19 protein-coding genes are annotated in these 20,357 nt (G+C 43.2%); 7 read left to right on the top strand and 12 right to left on the bottom strand.

All coding sequences use genetic code 11. The features are described 5' to 3' along the window. Positions 1-215: 215 nt before the first annotated feature. Together QL982_RS09725 and QL982_RS09730 are read right to left on the bottom strand one after the other, a co-directional pair. Positions 216-1,430 (bottom strand): outer membrane protein transport protein, encoded by a 1,215-nt coding sequence (locus QL982_RS09725; RefSeq protein ID WP_290162530.1) that lies wholly within the window; start codon positions 1,428-1,430, stop codon positions 216-218. 219 nt (positions 1,431-1,649) lie between these two features. Then, positions 1,650-1,907: a SlyX family protein gene (locus QL982_RS09730; RefSeq protein WP_290162528.1), complete on the bottom strand. Its 258-nt coding sequence runs from the start codon at positions 1,905-1,907 to the stop codon at positions 1,650-1,652. 295 nt (positions 1,908-2,202) lie between these two features. On the opposite strand from QL982_RS09730, the gene QL982_RS09735 reads away from it, so the two are divergent. The 6 genes from QL982_RS09735 to QL982_RS09760 all read left to right on the top strand — a co-directional run bounded on the left by QL982_RS09735 (position 2,203) and on the right by QL982_RS09760 (position 8,518). Further along, entirely contained in the window at positions 2,203-4,140 is a 1,938-nt protein-coding gene (locus QL982_RS09735) for an ATP-binding cassette domain-containing protein (RefSeq protein WP_290162526.1), read from the top strand. 472 nt (positions 4,141-4,612) lie between these two features. Beyond that, entirely contained in the window at positions 4,613-5,197 is a 585-nt protein-coding gene (gene petA / locus QL982_RS09740) for a ubiquinol-cytochrome c reductase iron-sulfur subunit (RefSeq protein ID WP_290162524.1), read from the top strand. Positions 5,198-5,219: 22 nt separating this feature from the next. Continuing rightward, the gene (locus QL982_RS09745) at positions 5,220-6,425 is read left to right on the top strand and encodes a cytochrome bc complex cytochrome b subunit (protein WP_179798892.1); all 1,206 of its coding nucleotides are present in this window, start codon (positions 5,220-5,222) and stop codon (positions 6,423-6,425) included. Then, positions 6,425-7,138, top strand: coding sequence for a cytochrome c1 (locus tag QL982_RS09750; protein WP_290162522.1), 714 nt, complete (start codon positions 6,425-6,427; stop codon positions 7,136-7,138). The genes QL982_RS09745 and QL982_RS09750 overlap by 1 nt, the downstream gene beginning before the upstream one ends. Before the next feature lie 195 nt (positions 7,139-7,333). Next, positions 7,334-7,948, top strand: coding sequence for a glutathione S-transferase N-terminal domain-containing protein (locus tag QL982_RS09755; RefSeq protein WP_290162520.1), 615 nt, complete (start codon positions 7,334-7,336; stop codon positions 7,946-7,948). Positions 7,949-8,080: 132 nt separating this feature from the next. Then, positions 8,081-8,518 carry a ClpXP protease specificity-enhancing factor gene (locus QL982_RS09760; RefSeq protein WP_290162519.1) on the top strand — a complete coding sequence of 146 codons (438 nt, stop codon included), beginning with the start codon at positions 8,081-8,083 and terminating at the stop codon, positions 8,516-8,518. Positions 8,519-8,642: 124 nt separating this feature from the next. Here the strand turns inward: QL982_RS09760 and QL982_RS09765 are convergent, their stop codons facing one another. The 10 genes from QL982_RS09765 to QL982_RS09810 form a co-directional block, all read right to left on the bottom strand. Beyond that, positions 8,643-9,413 (bottom strand): hypothetical protein, encoded by a 771-nt coding sequence (locus tag QL982_RS09765; protein WP_290162517.1) that lies wholly within the window; start codon positions 9,411-9,413, stop codon positions 8,643-8,645. Between the two features lie 258 nt (positions 9,414-9,671). Then, positions 9,672-10,280, bottom strand: coding sequence for a hypothetical protein (locus QL982_RS09770; protein WP_290162515.1), 609 nt, complete (start codon positions 10,278-10,280; stop codon positions 9,672-9,674). Positions 10,281-10,436: 156 nt separating this feature from the next. Beyond that, entirely contained in the window at positions 10,437-11,012 is a 576-nt protein-coding gene (gene dcd / locus QL982_RS09775) for a dCTP deaminase (RefSeq protein WP_010199897.1), read from the bottom strand. A gap of 154 nt (positions 11,013-11,166) precedes the next feature. Further along, positions 11,167-12,327, bottom strand: a complete 1,161-nt coding sequence (locus QL982_RS09780; RefSeq protein ID WP_290162511.1) for a DUF2804 domain-containing protein — start codon at positions 12,325-12,327, stop codon at positions 11,167-11,169. Positions 12,328-12,339: 12 nt separating this feature from the next. After that, positions 12,340-12,777 carry a hypothetical protein gene (locus tag QL982_RS09785; protein WP_290162509.1) on the bottom strand — a complete coding sequence of 146 codons (438 nt, stop codon included), beginning with the start codon at positions 12,775-12,777 and terminating at the stop codon, positions 12,340-12,342. A gap of 64 nt (positions 12,778-12,841) precedes the next feature. Beyond that, entirely contained in the window at positions 12,842-14,077 is a 1,236-nt protein-coding gene (apbC, locus tag QL982_RS09790) for an iron-sulfur cluster carrier protein ApbC (RefSeq protein ID WP_290162508.1), read from the bottom strand. Positions 14,078-14,287: 210 nt separating this feature from the next. Further along, positions 14,288-15,088, bottom strand: coding sequence for a 3-hydroxybutyrate dehydrogenase (locus tag QL982_RS09795; RefSeq protein WP_290162507.1), 801 nt, complete (start codon positions 15,086-15,088; stop codon positions 14,288-14,290). Positions 15,089-15,245: 157 nt separating this feature from the next. Then, positions 15,246-15,875: a 3-oxoacid CoA-transferase subunit B gene (locus QL982_RS09800; RefSeq protein ID WP_290162506.1), complete on the bottom strand. Its 630-nt coding sequence runs from the start codon at positions 15,873-15,875 to the stop codon at positions 15,246-15,248. Between the two features lie 77 nt (positions 15,876-15,952). Further along, positions 15,953-16,666, bottom strand: coding sequence for a CoA transferase subunit A (locus tag QL982_RS09805; protein WP_290162505.1), 714 nt, complete (start codon positions 16,664-16,666; stop codon positions 15,953-15,955). A gap of 267 nt (positions 16,667-16,933) precedes the next feature. Next, positions 16,934-18,274 carry a TIGR00366 family protein gene (locus QL982_RS09810; RefSeq protein ID WP_290162504.1) on the bottom strand — a complete coding sequence of 447 codons (1,341 nt, stop codon included), beginning with the start codon at positions 18,272-18,274 and terminating at the stop codon, positions 16,934-16,936. A gap of 409 nt (positions 18,275-18,683) precedes the next feature. On the opposite strand from QL982_RS09810, the gene QL982_RS09815 reads away from it, so the two are divergent. Then, positions 18,684-20,099 carry a GntP family permease gene (locus tag QL982_RS09815; RefSeq protein ID WP_290162503.1) on the top strand — a complete coding sequence of 472 codons (1,416 nt, stop codon included), beginning with the start codon at positions 18,684-18,686 and terminating at the stop codon, positions 20,097-20,099. The last annotated feature ends 258 nt before the right edge of the window (positions 20,100-20,357 follow it).

Genomic DNA, 20,357 nt, shown 5'->3' on the forward strand with positions numbered 1-20,357 from the left:
CTTTATAATAATAATTAAGTTTGATAATTAGTTTATAACACTTTTAAGTAGGCTTGACTATAGTATATATAATCAAAAAACAAGAAGATATTTTGAGTTAAATTTCTCTTACTACAATTTTTGGCGGTGAAGTAACTCATAAAAAAAGCGACCCATTACGAGTCGCTTTTTTCTGTTGCTAAATGTTATATTTAACAACTAAGTTGGAATGTACGTTACTGCGCTTGATAAGAAAGCTTTACACCAAGTGCAAAACCATCATTGCTCTCAAAATCACTAACGATAGCTTTACTTGGTATTTGACCTTCAGCATCACCGAACCATAAATATTTACCACCAGCAGATACAGCCCAGTTTTCAGTGACGTTATATTTTGCGCCAAGACCAGCACTGTAATAGCCTTCGATAGGACCTAATGAAGTTACAGGGTTACCTGCACCGCTATCCCACCCAACGGTTCCACTTACGGCTAAAGCTGGCGCTAAGCGCTTCGCCAAGCCTAATTCCACCTGCCACTGGTCTTTATCATAACTGACTAAATCTAAACCTTCAGGAGGAATACCAGCACCAGCAGGTATTTTCGCTAATCCTTGACTAACCTCATTATACAAAGAAGGGGTAATAGCAAAATCACTCCATGGCACCCAGCGTACTTTTGCCGTAGCTAATGTGGTTGGGTTAATACCCGTTTGGAAGTCAAAATTGACTGATTTAGGAGTCGTAATGTCAATGCTATCACTACCACTTGCTGAAAGCCCAAGAGCAGTCGGTAAAAGAACGACTCCTGGATAACTTTCAGATGATTTTGCATTATGTTCAATTTCAGAGCGATAGGTTAAAGCCGCTTTTAATGCAATTTCAGGCTTACTATAAGCCACACCTGCTATCCAACCATAATCTTGATCGGCACTGATGTGTGTCGTATAGCCATTAGCTATAGAATATGCATTCCCGCGTAACTTAACATCAGCTTGTACACGTTGAGCCACTGGACCACCATATACTTGGAAGTTCTTATTTTCACCAAGCTTGGCACCTAGGATACCTGTGATGCTCTCTGTACGGACTTCTACATTTGTACCTTCACCGCTTGCATCTACAAAGTTGTTGTTACCGCTATAGTCAGCCGCTGCACCAAAAGGCTCGTCATATAATACGCCAACGCTAAAAATGTCGTTGATATCTGCTTTTACGCCATAGCGAAAAAAGTCATAAGACTCGGCAATATCGCCAATCTTATTACCTGATTTGTCTTCACCAGTGACGTCGGCATCGATATAAGTATAAACAGCTTCGGCATAGGTGCCATCTTCTAGGAATGCGGTGATGTCTTGACCTGAACGATCAAGGCCAGCAGCACTAGCAGCGCTAGCGACAGAAAGAGCAGCGACAGCTACTGCAAGAGTTTTTAAATGAAAGGTGGCGCGCATTGTATATCTCCAAACGTCCGCATTGTTTTACTGCTTTGCCTAATTTTAGTAGACAAGCAGCATCCGAGATGGAGGATAGTAAAGATTTTCTAACACTAAAACAACTACAAAAACACATTATTTCTAGATTATGACCACATAGTCATCAGACAGTATATATATCTAAAAATACGGATATATCTTTTTTTATTAAAGGCTTTTCTTTTTAACTTTTACTTACTAATAATGTGGTGGTCTGTCTGCCATTACATCAAATGGTGCAATACCACTTTCTGTATCTTGGCCTTCAATCTGCTTATAAATCAGCTGCAACTGTCGCTGTAATGTCTGGATATCCTTATCTTGGCGCGCAATGACGTCATCAAGTCTCTCTACTGTCATCTCAAGATGCGCTAAGTTCATTTGCAGATCGATCACTTGGGCTTGCAAATCATCTTGCATGCCAGACGCGTCGTTTTTATCTTTGGATGGATTCATATTTTTCTCTAAATGGTAATAAGTATAAGACTAAGAAGCGTCATTAGTAAGGCGTTTGAAGGGTTTTGGATAGTATCGATACCAGAAAGTTGAGAGCAAGCGATACGTGATTATGTTTAGCAAAATTGATGCCATCGCGGCTTTATCTTGGGCAGACGATAGCAGTAATTGGTAAAAGCTATAAATAGTACTGATAAAACCACTTACTCGCACTACAGTAACGCGGTGGCATGTTATACTGCAGGCAATTTTGCAACAACCCCTACCTCACTATTATATAAGCTTAAGATACTCTATGGCACTGATTCATTTAAAAGACATTCACTTAGCCTTTGGCGTCGCGCCTGTTCTTGATGGCATTGATTTTGCTATTGAAGCAGGCGAGCGTGTCTGTCTAATTGGCCGTAATGGCGAAGGCAAATCCACTTTATTTAAGCTGATTAGCGGCACCTTACAACCTGATAGCGGCGAAGTTATTATCAATAGTAGCGTACGTGTTGCGATGCTAGAACAAGACGTTCCTGAAACCAGCGGACGTATTTTGGATATCGTGATGGGTGGCAGCCGTCGCACGGCCGATCTGCTTATCAACTATAACGCCCAAACTGACTTATGTGCGAATGGCGATATGGATGCTTGCGAGCGTATGGCTGATTTGCAACATGATATCGATGCCGTACATGGCTGGGATCTAGAGCGCGAAGCCACCCGCCTTATCAAAACCATGGGGCTCAACCCAGACGATGATTTGTCTTCATTATCAGGTGGCCGTAAGCGCCGTGTACTACTGGCACGCTCTTTGGTAACCAAACCTGATGTACTGCTTCTCGATGAACCAACCAACCATTTGGATGTTGATAGTATTGAATGGTTAGAACGCTTTTTATTAGACTGGCAAGGTCTGACACTATTGTTCGTGACCCATGATAGAGCATTCGTTAACAAACTATCGACTCGCATCATTGAGCTTGATCGTGGCCAATTGACCAGCTATGACGTCACCCAAGGCGAAGGTGGCTACGCACGCTATCAAGAGCTAAAAGAGCTACAGTTACTGGCTGAAGAAAAGAATAACGCCAACTTTGATAAAAAACTGGCGCAAGAAGAAGTTTGGATTCGCCAAGGTATTAAAGCCCGCCGTACCCGTAATGAGGGCCGTGTCCGTGAGCTAAAAGCCTTACGTGAAGAGCGTAGTGATCGCCGTGAGCAAGTCGGCAATGTCAACATCACGATGGGTCAAGGCGAAAAAAGCGGCAAGCTCGTCTGTAAAGTTAAAAACTTACATCTTGAGTATGATGGCAATGTATTGGTTGAGAACTTTACCACGACTATCATGCGTGGTGATAAAATCGGTATTGTCGGACCTAACGGCGCGGGTAAAACCACCCTTATTAAAGCCCTACTCGATATGTCTGATGACGAAGTGACCAAGTCTGGTAGTGTCGAATTGGGAACTAACCTAAAAATCGCCTTTTTTGACCAGCTGCGTGATCAGTTAGACCTTGAAGCAAGTGTGGCGCAAAACGTCTCAGAAGGCTCGGATTTTGTCGAAGTGGGTGGTCGTAAGACGCACATCATGAGCTACTTGCAAGATTTCTTATTTGCCCCAGAGCGTGCACGTACACCAGTTAAAGCATTATCAGGTGGTGAGCGTAACCGCGTCCTACTTGCCAAGCAATTATTGAAGCCTGCCAACATTCTAGTACTTGATGAGCCAACCAACGATTTGGATATGGCAACACTTGAGCTATTAGAAGAGTCAGTCGCCAGCTTTGGTGGTACGATTTTGCTCATCAGTCATGATCGTTCATTCATGGACAACGTCGTTACCTCAACATGGGTATTTGGCGAAGACGAAGATGGCAAAGGTACTGTCAGCGAGTATGTCGGTGGCTATCAAGAGTATTTGGTACAAAAAAACCGTGAAGAAGCAGCAAAGGCGGCTAGAGCACCAGTAATCAATACAGCAGGTAAAGCAGCCAGTAAACCAACAGCCGCAAAACCCAATAAAGCAGCCAAGAAGCTTAACTTTAATGATCAACGCGAACTAGACAATTTGCCAAAAGAAATCGCGGCATTAGAAGCTGAGCAAAATGATCTACAAGAAAAGTTAGCTGATGGCTCTTGGTTCAATACCGACTTTGATGCGGCGACAGCTGCTAGTGAGCGTCTCTTAACCATCGAAGATGAGATGATGCACAAGCTTGAACGTTGGAGTGAGCTTGAAGGCTAAGTATTCGTTTTAGGTTTTTTGATAAATGCTTATTTGATAAGCATTTATAGTGGTAAGCATTAAATATTACAAAATAATCACCACTTGATTGTACAAAGTGGTGATTATTCGTTTATAGCGACTTACAAAGCAGTTAGATAGTGAAAGTTACCTTAATTTCAAGTATCATTCGCTATTGTTAAAACCCTTATTAATTATAAGGTCATCACGTTCACAATCCTTGTTAAAACAAAGTTGACGTTAAACGTTGATAATCCAACTGTTTTGGTTTGATTGTCATATTCAACCTTCTAATATGTCCTATTGAGGTTGCTTTATTTTTAACGCAATAATTTATTTTATCACCGAAATAGCTTAGAATAGCAACAATTAGCAAAATTAGGCACAGCTAAAGTGGCTTGATATTGTATATTTTCTAAGCCACAAACCCAGTGTGGGATAATCCCATTTCATTCACCTGGAGGAAGTATTAATGAGCCAAGCCGAAGGCGTTAATGTACAACGCCGTAGAGTTCTTATTGCCTCAACTGCCGCGATTGGTGCAGCTGGGGTAGCTGCCGTAGCGACACCTTTTGTCCGTTCTTGGTATCCAAGCGCTAAAGCTGAGGCTGCAGGGGCTGCAGTGACCCAAGATATTGGTTCTATCGAAGATGGACAAATGATCGTCGTCAAATACCGTGGTAAACCTATTTATGTGGTTAAACGCACCGAAGACATGGTTGCAGGATTAGAGTCAGTAAAACCTATGTTGTCCGATCCTGAATCTGATGCGTCTCTACAGCCTGAATATTGCAAAAATCCCACTCGCTCTTTAGATCCAACCGTATTGGTTGTCGAAGGCGTTTGCACACATTTAGGCTGTGCACCAAACTACCGTCCTGATGTTGGTGCAGCTGATCTGGGTGGTAATGACTGGTACGGTGGATTTTTCTGCCCGTGTCATGGGTCTAAATATGACTTAGCCGGTCGCGTCTTTAGTGGCGTTCCAGCACCGCTTAATTTACCTATTCCAGAGTACAACATGGATGGTACCATCTTGACGGTTGGGGAGGCTTAATATGAGTATGGGTAAAAAGTTAATGCATTGGGTGGACGCTCGCTTCCCAGCGACCGAAACCTATGAATACCATATGTCAAAGTACTATGCACCAAAGAACTTTAACTTTTGGTACTTCTTTGGCGTATTGTCAATGATTGTACTGGTTAACCAATTGGTGACTGGTATTTGGCTGACGATGATGTATAACCCAAGTGCCGAAGGGGCGTTTGCCTCTGTTGAATACATCATGCGTGATGTAAAAGGCGGTTGGCTCATTCGTTATATGCACTCGACTGGCGCATCTGCGTTTTTCGTCGTTGTATACCTGCATATGTTCCGCGCCTTGCTATACGGTTCATACCAAAAACCTCGTGAGCTTATTTGGCTCATCGGTATGGGTATCTATTTAGCGCTCATGGCAGAAGGTTTCTTTGGATACCTACTACCTTGGGGCAACATGTCATTCTGGGGTGCACAGGTTATTTTGAACCTTCCTGCTGCCCTACCTGTGATCGGCGATGGCCTTGCTGAATGGGTACGTGGTGACTATATCATCTCTGGTATTACCCTAAACCGCTTCTTTGCGCTACACGTTGTTGCTATTCCATTAGTACTGGTAGGCTTAGTATTCATGCATATTGTAGCATTGCATCATGTGGGCTCGAACAACCCTGATGGCATCGATATTAAGAAGCTAAAAGATAAAAATGGTGTGCCATTAGACGGTATCGAATTCCATCCGTACTACACTGTGCATGACATGGTTGGTATTGTTGTGTTCTTTATCTGCTTCTTTGCGGTGGTATTCTTCTTCCCAGAAGGCGGCGGTTTCTTCCTTGAACCACCAAACTTTGAGACAGCGAACTCACTGAAAACACCAGCACATATTGCACCAGTATGGTACTACACGCCGTTCTACGCTATTTTACGTGCGGTTCCTGACAAGCTTGGTGGCGTGATTGCGATGGGTGGTGCGATTGCCGTACTGTTCTTGATCCCATGGCTTGATAGATCTCCTGTGCGCTCTATACGTTACAAAGGTATATTATCTAAGATTGCGCTGACCGTCTTTGCTATTAGCTTTGTTGTATTGGGTTACTTGGGTGCGACGCCTGCTACACCAACGGCGACCATCATGGCTCGTGTATTCACGATTCTATATTTCTTGTTCTTCTTACTGATGCCTTTCTACACTGCGATTGAGAAGTGTAAACAGCCACCAGAACGCGTTACCGGAGGTCACTAATGAACACGCTAATTAAATCCCTAGCTGGTCTAGGCTTAGGCGCGGCATTAACCTTGACGGCTGGTACGGCAATGGCTTCAGGCAGTGGCTGCGGTACATTCACCAATGCAGATGGCGTTGATGAACACCTGGCTTGTAGTACAGCTCCTATTGATTTTACCAATAAGGGCTCACTACAAAACGGCGCGAAGATCTTTATGAACTACTGTGCTGGGTGTCACTCAGCCAAGTACGTTCGTCATTCGCGCATTGCCAAAGATTTAGAGATACCGCCTGAGTTGGTTGAAAAGTATTTGATGGTCACCACCGATCAAATCGGTGACCATATCACTGCTGAAATCGATCCTGAGATTCAAGCGTCTTGGTTTGGCGCAGCGCCTCCGGACTTGTCACTTGAGACAAGACTACGCGGCGATGACTGGGTATATACTTACCTACTGTCGTTTTATGAAGATCCAAACCGTCCTTGGGGCGCTAACAACTTAGTGCTTAAAAATGCGGCTATGCCTCACGTCTTGCATAATATGCAAGAAGAGTTGAGCCAAGAAGAGTTTGAATCTGAGGTTGGTGACTTGGTTAACTTCATGGCGTGGATGGGCGAACCTGCTCGTCATGACCGTCAAGTGATTGGTTTCTTTGTGATTCTATTCTTGTTAGTACTGCTCATCCCAGTTTACTTGTTGAATAAAGAATTCTGGAAAGATGTTAAATAAGTCATAGTTAACAGACAATTCTTAAAAATAAAAAAGGCACTACTTCGGTAGTGCTTTTTTATGCCTTAGTATAGAGCTTAAGTACTAAATAATCTGAGAAATAAGTCGCTCAGGGCTAATGTTTACGTACACTACCTTGATAAACGTTGCGAGTTTGTTTACGATGACAACCTTAACTATTAACATTAGGCTTTCATGATTGATGCGAATGACATTCCAAGTAGTCAGCTAATTTTGTATGCTGATGACGGCTACGACAGTCATGTGGTACGCCTATTACTTGAAGAAAAAAAGCTCGCTTACTATTTGTCTCGCTTACATTCTGAGCGCCCTGAAGATTTGACTGAGCTAAACCCCTATCATACCTTGCCTGTATTACAGCAGCGTGAGATTGCGCTTTATGAGATTAATGTTATCTTTGAATATCTCGAAGAACGCTATCATACAAATAAACTGCTGCCTGATACCCCGCAAGAACGTGCACAGTTTCGTCAATTGGCTTGGCGCATTCAGCGTGATTGGTTAGTACTTGGCAAGCGCTTGTTGACACATCCAGATAGCTTTAATAAAGCACAGGCTGCCGTTGCCAAAAAACAGCTTAGTGATTCGTTGATTACTCTGTCACCGCTGTTCGCTCATAAGCCTTATTTTATGGCTGATGAGTTTGGCTGGTGTGATGTGCTGCTAGCACCACTATTATGGCGATTGGACGAAATGGGTATCGAGCTGCCACGCGCCATCAGCCGCCCGTTGTTTGACTATCAAACACGCGTCTTTGAGCGTAGTAGCTTTCAAAAAAGTGTGCGTTGATTAGACAAGTATCAAAAGCTGTCCTAAAATAAAGTATAAATAAGATAGACATTAATTAGCATTTGTCATTTGATAAATCGCTAAAAGAGATATTTTTCATTATTAAAAATAATTCGTATAGGAAATCATCAAATGAGCGAAACCACCTCTATTACCCCAACACGTCCCTATATGGTGCGCGCACTGTATCAGTGGATAGAAGACAATGCACTTACCCCGTATCTAATGGTTGATGCCACTGCTGAAGAAGTGCAGATTCCAAGAGAGCATGTGCAAGATGGTCGTATCGTGCTCAATATTGCGAGCCGTGCAACTGGTAATATGAGTATGGGGAACGACTATATTAACTTCAGTGCCCGCTTCGGTGGTGTATCGCAAGAAATTTGGGTGCCACTGACTGCAGTGTTAGGTATTTATGCAAAAGAGAACTCACAGGGTATGTTCTTTGATCCTAACGAATATGATAATTACGTACCTGAAGAAGATTCTGACGTTACGGTTAAGACAGTCTCTACTGCTGCGCCCAAGCCAAAACGTGATAATAAAGCAGGTTTAAAAGTCTTAAAGTAAATGGCGCTATCTAGTGAGTTAGAAGCTGCAAAAAGCTGAACCCGTCACAGGTTCAGCTTTTTTACGGTTATTTGTATGTCTATGCTATTTTATTAAAAGGCAGTTAGCCTGTGAGCAGTGATTACTATTGGCTAATTTTGGTAAACATGACATCATCGACTTGTTCCACCCGATAAATGGGCAATTGTAATACAGCGTTAAATGCCGTGATCACATCATCAGGACTGTCCGCAAAATCAATATTTCCTTCTGTCTCATCCGCATTGTACTCAATACTCAGCTCATCTTGATATTGACTGATAAGACTTTGTACAATGGGGTTTTCTAAGTCCGATGCGGTCAGTATGGTTTGTTTTTCATATATTTCTTGACCATAGCTAATACGTGCATCTCTACGGTACTGCGCCATGACATCACACGCATCATGCGTGAACCAAATCTGATCTGAATAGCCAGAGGGATCCATTAGCATATAACCGTGATGTGCCGTAAAAATTACATAACGTGGTTCGCTGGCGGTATATTCCTTTACCATGTAATGATTGCTCTGCGCAATTTCTAAAAAAGTTAATAGTTGCTCATCATTCATTTGATCAGTAGGTATATCCTCACCACATAAGCCATATCTAGGAATAGTTAATTGCAGGCCACAATCGTCCCGTATAAAGCTAATAATTTTTTGGTACTGCTCTTCACTCAGTTCACCATTAGCAAAGGTGCTTAGGTTGTCTAAAGGATACTCCTCTAGTGAGTCGCGCTCAAGTGCTGCCCAACGTTGTCGTGCTGTTTTTTCATCATCAACAATGTCATATAATGTTTCATTATGATGCTCAACACAGTACCACTCGTCATTGTACATAAAGTCGAATTTGTGAATCGCGTATTTTTTACTCATAAAGCTGGTCCTTGTGCAGTAATGGTTGGATTATTTTCTTGATTGTGCCGACTCGTATTATTTAAGCACATGGCCGAGCTACACCAATGCTTGATTCTCCGCTGGCGGCTGTGCAACAATCTAATGAATCGGCTCATCGCTGCTGGTACTCTCAATGCGCAGGGCAAAGCATTCGGGATGAAAGGCAAAGAAGTTGTACTCTTTCATATGATAAAGTTCCTTATGATGGATATGGGTAGGTTATCAATACAAAGGGAGTCAATGCACTAACCTTGCAGATGGCGGATAGTCATTTCCATTATCCATCCATAATTCAAACGCCATTTTTTCAAATATAGCACTGCCTGATAACCGAAAATCAGTAATGGGTAATTGCGATAGTTCGAGCGCCGTAACCCTCGGTATAACATCCAACATAAACCAGCTATTGTGGGTCAATAATAGTGATTTGAGCTGACCTGTAATGGCAAGTGGTGACAGTAATAAACGGCTGATAGCAGGATTGCTCTGTGCAAAATTAGTATGAAACTGCTCAATATTATTTTTTTGTGCCACGCTAAGCTCACCTTGGATGGCTTGCACAAAATCACCAATAGTAGGGATAAAGCGATGGCGAAAATCTACCAACAGGTGATCTTTTTCACATACATCTTTGATATCCACCTCAGCACCATCGCTGTTGACTAAGACATGGCCAAACATAGGTAATACAATTTCATTCACCGCCCACATGGTATGAAAAATGCGATGCCGATTGTCACTACATAAGTTCTTGGTATTATCGATAAACTGATGAATAGCAATGTAGTCGCTAGGTTGTCCACCGCGCCGACGCGCAGATATTTGGGCATGTTTGATAGAATTCATGAAAGTCTCGTCGCTAAGCAGTAATAAACTTTTGTAAAATATATACAGACTATAGCAAACTTTAATACAAAAAATGAGCCATAAAAAATCCACACGACAACTCAAGTCGTGTGGATTTTTTGATAGGTGTTACTGCGTTTTCGTAATGCTTACTGCCTACGTGCGCGGCAAGGTCACCCCGCGTTGACCTTGGTATTTACCACCGCGATCCTTATAACTGGTCTCGCAAACATCATCAGCATCACTTTGGAAAAATAGCATTTGCGCGACGCCTTCACCAGCATAGATACGGGCTGGTAGATTGGTGGTATTACTAAATTCTAAAGTGACGTGCCCTTCCCACTCTGGCTCAAGCGGCGTCACGTTGACAATAATACCGCAACGCGCATACGTTGATTTGCCAAGACAAATAGTCAATACATCACGCGGAATACGGAAATATTCCATGGTACGTGCTAGCGCGAATGAGTTTGGTGGAATAATACACTCGTCACCAACGATATCAATAAAACTTTTTTCATCGAAGTTTTTAGGATCTACTACGACTGAATGTACGTTGGTGAATACTTTAAACTCAGGGGCACAGCGCACGTCATAACCATAGCTTGAGGTGCCGTAGCTAACCAAACGCTCGCCTGCATCGTTGAAGCGCACTTGACCCGCCTCAAATGGTTCAATCATGCCATGCTCTTCGGCCATTTTACGAATCCAGCGGTCAGACTTGATAGACATTGTTGTTCCTTAGCAAATATTTAATAGCGGTTATGATAACAGTATTTTGATAGCGACGATTATACGGAATTGATGGCAAAATTTATAGAGGAGCGGCTACTTAAAACTGAATACAGCCAATAATCTCATTTATCCCCATCTTATATTTTAGAAGCTACCATTTGGCAAAATGATCTTCTGCGAGCCCCATGACATTATCAAGCCTAATGACTTCATCTCTTATTCGAATTTCACCACTATAAAAACCTATCCATTGCTCAAAGATACTGGCTATCACACCAAAATTATCAGTCTTTTTATAGACGGTAATCGGTGTAAAGCTTAAATCAATATCGACATTGCTCCACCCTAGATTTTGATGATAAATACGCCACGGCTTTGTGGCGCTAGCATCACTTTCTACACTTTCAACACTTGGCTTAAGACTGTCTGGCTGATTTGATCGAATATTTGCACCCTCACGAGCAAACATAACGGGTGGTAAATAGAATATCTGCCCATCAAGCCAACAAGCATTTTCACTGGCTCCTGTCTCATTAACACCCATAGACAGATTGAGCAAAAAGTGACGGCCATCTGACAAATAACTAGTGATACAGCTCCAAAACCAATTGGTCTCATGACTCATATAGCCGAGCGTCCAATCTAGATTGGCAATAGTGGCATCGGTGAAAGTTATTTTTTGAGGTTGAGCGTCAGGAGCATCAGTATGAAATTTTGACTTGGCTTTAATGAGTAAATGCCCAGATAGTGCGGTCAACGGCTCTTTTTGCGTAAACGTCCAGCCACGCCTACCAGTCGGCGTACATATGGCTAACGGTTGTGCGCTTCGTGCTAACGCTGCCGTGATTGCAACATACTGACTGTCAAGCGCAATAGTCATCTGAGCAGGGCTAAAATTCAAGGTGACGCTGAGCTTTGTATGTGTAAATGCCATCTGCCCTTGATAACCATCACCGTCTAAGTGCGTATGATGCGTCAAAGGCTGTAGCGCCTCACAGACTTCCAGCTGCTGAGTATCCTCATTATAAATGTAAACGAAAGCACTAGTCGCAAGCTTAATCGTTGCGAGCGCGAGGCACACTCGATAAGGGGGCTGGAGTATCTGAATGAAGCAGAACTGGTTGGCTTTTAGTTCTTTACGCCAGTTAGGTAAGGATTTTTGTGAAATGAGATGACTATGATAGTCTAAGTAGTTGACACTTTTGACTTGGGAGAAAACACCAAAAACAGGCTGACCATTTTGGATAAGATATTCGAGATTTGCCAGTTTTAAGTTGGCGGCAGTATACGGTTTGTCGTGGCTTTTATTCATGATATCGGCATCCTAGCCAAATTTTCCTAAAGGTACTATCTGTCCTTGATAGCTAACGGTGCTATGTAAAATTCTTCTTTTTGCCTGTACAGAACCCACAAAAAACGCTTCAGTTATCACCTTAACTTCAATATTGGTTAATCCATCTGCTAGTGTTTCTGTAACATTGATTGATACAAGCGCACTCATCCATAAAAAATGTCTTGGAAACTTTTTTAACAGCTCAGCGAGAGCCTTCGCGAATTTGTTAAAATCGGCAATTACCATTCGGCGATTGCTAAAGTCAGCATTAATCTGATAGCGTTTGCTACTACCATCTTTATAGTAGCAAACGGCACTCAACTGATTGTTTGAGAGTTCAATGATGTATATCGGTGGGCGAAATAATCGTAGGACTCTATACTGCTTGGGAGTATTGTCTAAATGACTTTGATAAATAGATAAGTTCAAAATATCCTCTTTTTAGACAATACATTCACTTTAAAATTTGCCAGCTTAGGCTACTTCTCCACCATCAAAAAATCCGCTTGTCATCGACAGGTTTGGCAAATTTATTAATATTGGCTTCGATATTTGTAGCGATGCTCAGATAATAAATCGCAAACTCGTCATTAGCCAAGACGCTTGGCACGCCTTTATCCACTTGTGCACGAATACCACTGGCAAGGGGGAGCTGCCCTAACAGCGGCACTTGATACTGTTCAGCGATTTTTTCGCCGCCGCCCGTACCAAAAATAGCTTCGGTATGATTACAGTTACTACAAGTGTGTAGCGCCATATTTTCAACGACACCAAGCACAGGGATATTGGTTTTGTTAAACATCTCGATGCCTTTTTGAGCATCAAGTAGTGCAACATGCTGCGGCGTTGTGACAACGACAGCGCCCGTGACTGGTATGCGCTGCGCCAAAGTCAGCTGTATATCTCCTGTACCTGGCGGCATATCTATCACTAAATAATCTAGCTGCGGCCAGTTGGTTTGATTATACAGTTGCATCAATGCACCTGTTGCCTTTGGCCCACGCCACGCGACAGGTGTGTTTTCCCCATCGAGCAAGCTACCAATTGACAACATCGCTATGCCATGTGCATCAACAGGTACGAATTGCTCATTCTCTAGTTGTGGCTTCACATCGGCAACGCCCAGCATCGTTGGCATACTAGGCCCATAAATATCGGCATCAAGCACACCCACACGATTGCCAAGCTTTTGTAATGCTAACGCAATATTGACTGTCGTCGTTGACTTACCCACACCACCCTTGCCAGATGCCACCACAATAATATGACGAATACGAGGATGGGCGGCCAATGACGCTTGTGTTGGTGCCGCTTTAGTAATCGGTGGCTCAGCGTTATTGCTATTGTCAGAGCTATGACTATCAGGATTAGTGGCAGGCTTGCTCTGACTATCCATCGCATTGATCGTCTTTGGCATTTGCTTCGGTAAGCTTGAACCTGAGCCTTTTTCTGGCGCAGGCAGACGCACATTCATATGAATCGTGGTAATGCCGTGCGGATGTAGCAGTTGCCCGAGCTCTTGCTGAATGGCTTCAGGATTGCTATCTTTCGGCAAACGCAAGTCTAAGGTAAGTTGATCACCATCGCGATCAAGTCCTGTGACCATGGTAGCAATACTAATGGTACCTACCTCATAGCCGAGCAATACTTTATCCACGGCACTATCACGCGCGGCCTGCTGCTCAGGCGTTTCAATATCTTTGGTTTTTTTCTTCATAAAATTAAACATAGCGACTATTATTGCCTATACAGGTGGGTAGGTGTGGCAAATAACTCAATGCGTACCGCTGCATGTCGAGCAAACGATAGAATCGGTGAGCGTGTTAGCCAGACCTTCTATCATAACAGTGTAGCTGAATTGCACGCATAAAAAAACCACAACGCCAGTAGGTCTGATATTGTGGTCCATATGAGGCATATCTGTCTATCAGAACGTGCCCTAGTTCATAAACCAACCATGACTGGCCACGATCGACTGCCCAGTAAATACATTGGTTGGGAACGCCGCTAAAAATAGCGCCAATTGCGCAATGTCTTCTACTGTCGTAAACTCTTTATCTACGGTATTAACCAGCATGATATCGTTAATAACCGACTCTTCACTGATGCCTTTTTCAGCTGCTTGCTCTGGGATTTGTTTTTCTACCAATGGTGTTTTGACAAACCCTGGACAAATCACATGCGAACGTACCTTATGTGCTGCACCTTCTTTAGCCAATACACGGCATAGCCCTAGCAGTCCGTGCTTGGCGGTCACATAAGGGGCTTTATATAATGAAGCCTCATGCGAATGAGCAGAGCCCATATAAATGACCGTGCCGCCTTTATCGCCTTTGTACATATGCTTAATCGCGGCTTTGGTCGTCAAAAATGCACCGTCCAAATGGATGTTGAGCATTTTTTTCCAATCACTAAAAGCCATTTTATCAATAGGGTCAATGATCTGAATACCAGCATTAGAGACGAGAATATCAATACTACCAAAGGTATCCACTAGCTGCTGTACACCATCGTTTACTGCATCTTCTGACGTAACATCCATGGCAATCGCTAGTGCGCGTCCACCAGCGGCTTCAATCGCAGCAACAGTTTTCTGGGCTGCTTCAAGATTAATATCGGCAATACCCACTGCTGCGCCTGCTTTTGCATAAGTCTCAGCGATGTCACGTCCGATACCACTTGCAGAGCCAGTGACTAATGCTACTTTGCCTGTCAAATCTTGTTGTAATTGGGTCGCCATACATATTCCTTATCATGGTCTGAAATATTATTTGAATTTTATAAAAACAGGGCTGAACAAATACGCCACTATAATCATAGTGGCGTATTTATTTAAGAGATAAAGCCTACTGATTTTGAGTCAGTCACACTACTGTACAAAGCTTACTATACAAAGTTTACTGAATAATGCTTACTGGCGTTTTTTCTTGTAGCTCGTCAAAGCTCACACCATCTGCCAATTCAACCAGTTTGAGGCCTTCATCAGTGACGTCTAATACGGCAAGCTCGGTGATGATACGATCAACCACGCCTTTACCCGTCAATGGTAGCTCACAGTTTGCCAAAATTTTTGGTTCGCCATGCTTATTGACCTGCTCCATCAATACAATCACACGCTGCACACCTGCGACCAAATCCATCGCCCCGCCCATGCCTTTAACCATCTTTTTGGGAATCATCCAGTTGGCAAGGTCGCCTTTTTCTGAGACTTCCATTGCACCCAATATCGCCAAGTTGACATGACCGCCACGAATCATAGAGAAAGACTCTGAGCTACTAAAATAGCTAGCACCAGCTTCTGCGGTTACTGTTTGCTTGCCCGCATTAATCAAGTCGGCATCGACTTTATCTGCTGTGGGAAACTCACCAATACCCAGCAAGCCGTTCTCTGACTGTAGCCAAACATCCACGCCTTCAGGGATGTAGTTGGCAACTAACGTTGGCAGACCGATGCCCAAGTTCACATAATAGCCATCTTGTAGCTCTTTTGCAGCGCGTTGCGCCATTTGCTCTCTTGTCCATGCCATGCTGATTTCCTTATTTTTTACGATATTCTATTGTTATTCATCTAAAAACTAACTCTACGTTTTGGCCATGCTTTAAGCTAAGCACCTTCTACAGCTTTGATTGTTGTTTTTTCGATACGCTTTTCAGGGCTGGCATTCAATACAATCCGTTGAACAAAGATACCCGGTAGATGCACTTCATCTGGATCAAATGTGCCCGTCTCTACAATCTCTTCGACTTCGACAATCGTGATTTTACCCGCCATTGCACAGTCTGGGTTAAAGTTACGAGCGGTTTTATTGAACATCAAATTACCCGCTTTATCGGCTTTCTGTGCTTTGATTAGTGCGACATCTGCGCGCAATGAATGCTCTAACACATAAGTACGCCCATCAAAGTCACGAGTCTCTTTGCCTTCAGCAACCAGCGTACCTACGCCCGTTGCGGTATAAAACGCAGGAATACCAGCACCGCCTGAGCGTAATTTTTCAGCCAATGTACCTTGCGGCGTCAACTCAACCTCTAGCTCGCCTGCCAAATATTGACGCTCAAACTCTTTGTTTTCGCCCACATATGACGAAATCATTTTTTTAATTTGGCGTGTCTGTAGCAACAGACCAAGACCGAAGTCATCGACACCAGCGTTATTACTGATACAGGTGAGCTCTTTGACTTTGCTATCGCGCAGCGCTTCGATTAATGCTTCTGGAATACCGCATAGACCAAAGCCACCGATCGCGAGTGTTTGACCATCATGAACGATACCTTTTAGCGCCTCTTCGGCACTGCTATATACTTTTGATTGACTCATGCTTGTCTCCTATGATTATCATTTATATTTTTAATCCTTGCATATATTAGGACATGCCCTAATGCTGAATTAAATATCTCAATTATCCGTTTGATTGTTGCTTTTAATAAAACCTAACAGTGAAAATTCATCATGCTTATTTTTCTTTTGAGCGTTATAACGCCATATAGTCGATTCAATTTAAAAATAGTACAAGGCAACCGAGTGTAGATGTATATTAAATACTTCAAGCGAGGTTAACGCAGTAATATTTTTATAGTGGAATGACTATACCACCAGCCAAAACACGCCCATGATAATGGCCCCAGATACTGCAAGCACTATCAAACAATAGCCCATAATGGCGCGCGCATCCAAACCTGCGATACCCAATAATGGCAAAGCCCAAAACGGCTGAATCATGTTGGTCCATGCATCACCCCACGCAATCGCCATCGCAGTGATTGCTGGATTCACACCCAGCTCAATGCCAGCAGGAATCATAACTGGGCCTTGTACAGCAAATTGCCCACCGCCTGACGGTACAAAGACATTGACCAGACCTGCACTTAAAAATGCAAAGATCGGGAAACTGTCTGCGGAAGCTGAATTGACGAAAAATTCGGTCACTTGCGTACTGATAGAAATCCCATCAGCATTCGCACCCGTCATGATGCCCATGATACCGCCATAAAATGGGAACAGTAGCACTATACCCGTGATGCCACCTATCCCTGAGTGTACGGCACGATAATAACGCTCCAACGTGCCATGCGATAGTAAACCTATGAATAAAAACAGCCCAATAACAATGTTGAGCCCAAGGTTAAAACCGTTACTACCAAACTCGCTGATATAGTACATCAGCGCCAACGCCAATAGGATAACAGCGATAATACGGCTGTCATCTAGTTTTTGTGCGGGCGTGTCTCTTGGAGGCGAGACATACACCTCTTGTTTGATCAATTTAGGATCGATAACCGTGGGGTTTTTGGGATGCATCAAGCGATTCAAGATCGGCAAAATAACGATGAGTAGACCAACAATCAAAAGATTGTATCCTGCAAATATCGTCTGCGACAAAGGTACGGCTTCAGTCATCGTATTGCCTGATAGCGTCAGTAATGTGTCACCGCCAGAGCTGAGTGTCAGTGGTATAGAACCTGAAAAACCACCATGCCAAATCACAAAGCCTGAATACGCCGCAGCGACAAGCAAAGGATAGTCAACGTTAGCAACTTTTCTGGCCAGTGCCTTTGCAAAGATTGCCCCGATGATTAGACCAAAGCCCCAATTTATCCACGAACCGACCAGACCAACCAAGGTTGATACCATAATCGCCGTCGTAGGAGAATGAACGTTGCTGGCGAGATTGTCCAGCAGTCGTTGAATGAATGGTGCGCTAGCAAATGCATAACCGGTCACTAGGACCAACGCCATTTGCATGGCAAAGCTATGTAATGACCATAGTCCATTGCCCCAGTGCCCTGCCATCGCAATCATATCTTGGCCAGTAATAGCCAATCCCACAGCAAAAGCGATAAGGGTCAAAACGATCGAAAATACGAATGGGGATGGTAGGTAGCGATTGACTAACTGCACGCTCATATTAGTGATGGCACTAAACATATTCACATTCCTTGTAAATTTTATGTTTGGTTTTAAGAGTAATTAGAGTGTGTTGAATGGTGATAAATGCAAGCCGAGTGTGCTTACCGCCCACTACATATGATATATGGCAAATATTACATTTTATATTGCTATTCAAAATAATACATTCTATATCGCTATATCATGCATGAGCCGCTGGTGCTAATTTAGCATATTATTGTCGTAACGACTAGAAAATAACCATCAGCGCATGTGAGTCAACGCTGTGCAGGAGTTAAATTGTCGAGATATTAATGATTAGCAGTCTATGAGTCTAGATTTATGTTTGATAAAACAGACGACATAGGCTTATTTTGATTAATTTTATTGACCTATATCGACAGGCACGGCATACTCGCTGCCTTATTTTTTGCCAAGGAGGGCCATCATGTTTAGTACGCTTGCTATTGTCATTACTCTATTATTACTCATGTTCTTTGCTTATCGCGGTTATTCTGTACTGATCTTAGCACCGATTATGGCGACATTAGCAGTCTTACTGTCAGGTGACTTCTTAAGCAGTATCCCCGCCTATACCGATGTTTTTATGGGCGCATTAAGTGGGTTTTTACTCAAATTCTTTCCTATATTCTTACTAGGCGCATTGTTTGGGCGCTTGATGGCAGACTCTGGTGCGGCGTCAGCGATTGCTAATACCGTGGTCAAAAAACTTGGGGCCAGTAAAGCCATTCTCGCTGTGATTTTAGTCTGTGCTATTTTGACCTATGGCGGCGTATCGTTGTTCGTTGTGGCTTTTGCTATCTATCCAATCGCTAAGGACTTGTTTAAAGCGGCAGATATCCCAAAACGTTTGATTCCAGCAGCGATTGCTTTAGGGTCATTTACGTTTACGATGACCGCATTGCCAGGCACGCCAGCGATTCAAAATGCCATCCCAATTCCTTACTACAATACCAACGTATTTGCCGCGCCTATTTTGGGTATCATTGGCGGTACGGTCATGTTTATTGGTGGTTGGATGTGGCTTCAGTCACGCGCCAGAAAAGCCAATGCAGCAGGCGAAGGCTATGGTCAGCATGACGAAGAAGATGTGGGCGGCGTTGGCGCAGCTGCAAAAGAAACTGAAGCATTAAACACGCATCACACCTCATTTACCGTTGCGATGATTCCGCTGGTATTGGTCATTGGTTTGAACGCTGTATTGACATATGCTATCTTTCCATCGATGGACTTTAGCGCTTTACAGACTCAGTTTCCTGACTTGAATATCGCAGGCTCACTTGGATTATGGTCCATCATCATCTCATTGATCGTGGCTTGTGTAGTATTAATCTTGCTACGTATCGGACACTGGAATAATCTACAAAAAACCATTAATCGTGGTACTTACGACTCTATGTTGCCGATTTTTAATACCGCATCAGAAGTGGGTTATGGTGCGGTCATTGCCTCACTAGCGGGCTTCCTTATCATTCGTGATAGCATCCTAAACCTAAACCCTGATAACCCTCTGATTTCAGAAGCCGTCGCTATGACCACGCTTGCTGGTATCACAGGCTCAGCATCTGGTGGTTTGAGTATTGCCCTGTCCACTTTGGGTGAAGACTATCTCAGAATGGCAGTCAATGCCGGTATCGATCCAGAGCTGATGCACCGTGTGGCTGTCATGGCGGCAGGTGGTCTTGATACGCTACCGCACAGTGGCGCGGTCATCACGTTGCTAGCGATTTGTGGTCTGACCCATAAGCAGTCTTATTTAAACTTGGCGATGGTCACGATGATCATTCCATTGGTCGCTATGGTCGCTGTTATTATCTTAGGTACGATGTTTGGTTCATTCTAAGATTCGCTTTAAATTTGCATAATAGAGTCTGAATCACAGTACCTAACCAAAAACCCACTTAGCGATTGCTCGGTGGGTTTTTCATGGCCACCTGATAACGACTAAATTCAATGTAAGCCTATTGTTTGTGGTTAGTGGATGCCTAACGAATGAGAAGTAATTACCAAGGAATATCACAAATTTAGCCGAATTACGGTATCATAGGCACACTTTTTAAATTTTCATTATTTTTGGAAGTTTTTAGCATTGATAACATCG

This window comes from Psychrobacter sp. 5A.1 (assembly GCF_030407455.1).
Classification (GTDB): domain Bacteria; phylum Pseudomonadota; class Gammaproteobacteria; order Pseudomonadales; family Moraxellaceae; genus Psychrobacter.

Excerpts from the sequence above, each read along its gene's own strand:
- QL982_RS09735 (WP_290162526.1), top strand. The coding sequence starts at position 2,203 with ATGGCACTGATTCATTTAAAAGACATTCACTTAGCCTTTGGCGTCGCG.
- QL982_RS09765 (WP_290162517.1), bottom strand. The coding sequence starts at position 9,413 with ATGAGTAAAAAATACGCGATTCACAAATTCGACTTTATGTACAATGAC.
- QL982_RS09780 (WP_290162511.1), bottom strand. The coding sequence starts at position 12,327 with ATGAATAAAAGCCACGACAAACCGTATACTGCCGCCAACTTAAAACTG.
- QL982_RS09815 (WP_290162503.1), top strand. The coding sequence starts at position 18,684 with ATGTTTAGTACGCTTGCTATTGTCATTACTCTATTATTACTCATGTTC.
- dcd (WP_010199897.1), bottom strand. The coding sequence starts at position 11,012 with ATGTCTATCAAGTCTGACCGCTGGATTCGTAAAATGGCCGAAGAGCAT.
- QL982_RS09750 (WP_290162522.1), top strand. The coding sequence starts at position 6,425 with ATGAACACGCTAATTAAATCCCTAGCTGGTCTAGGCTTAGGCGCGGCA.
- QL982_RS09800 (WP_290162506.1), bottom strand. The coding sequence starts at position 15,875 with ATGGCATGGACAAGAGAGCAAATGGCGCAACGCGCTGCAAAAGAGCTA.
- QL982_RS09795 (WP_290162507.1), bottom strand. The coding sequence starts at position 15,088 with ATGGCGACCCAATTACAACAAGATTTGACAGGCAAAGTAGCATTAGTC.
- QL982_RS09760 (WP_290162519.1), top strand. The coding sequence starts at position 8,081 with ATGAGCGAAACCACCTCTATTACCCCAACACGTCCCTATATGGTGCGC.
- QL982_RS09755 (WP_290162520.1), top strand. The coding sequence starts at position 7,334 with ATGATTGATGCGAATGACATTCCAAGTAGTCAGCTAATTTTGTATGCT.
- petA (WP_290162524.1), top strand. The coding sequence starts at position 4,613 with ATGAGCCAAGCCGAAGGCGTTAATGTACAACGCCGTAGAGTTCTTATT.
- QL982_RS09770 (WP_290162515.1), bottom strand. The coding sequence starts at position 10,280 with ATGAATTCTATCAAACATGCCCAAATATCTGCGCGTCGGCGCGGTGGA.
- QL982_RS09745 (WP_179798892.1), top strand. The coding sequence starts at position 5,220 with ATGCATTGGGTGGACGCTCGCTTCCCAGCGACCGAAACCTATGAATAC.
- QL982_RS09810 (WP_290162504.1), bottom strand. The coding sequence starts at position 18,274 with ATGTTTAGTGCCATCACTAATATGAGCGTGCAGTTAGTCAATCGCTAC.
- QL982_RS09805 (WP_290162505.1), bottom strand. The coding sequence starts at position 16,666 with ATGAGTCAATCAAAAGTATATAGCAGTGCCGAAGAGGCGCTAAAAGGT.
- apbC (WP_290162508.1), bottom strand. The coding sequence starts at position 14,077 with ATGTTTAATTTTATGAAGAAAAAAACCAAAGATATTGAAACGCCTGAG.
- QL982_RS09725 (WP_290162530.1), bottom strand. The coding sequence starts at position 1,430 with ATGCGCGCCACCTTTCATTTAAAAACTCTTGCAGTAGCTGTCGCTGCT.
- QL982_RS09730 (WP_290162528.1), bottom strand. The coding sequence starts at position 1,907 with ATGAATCCATCCAAAGATAAAAACGACGCGTCTGGCATGCAAGATGAT.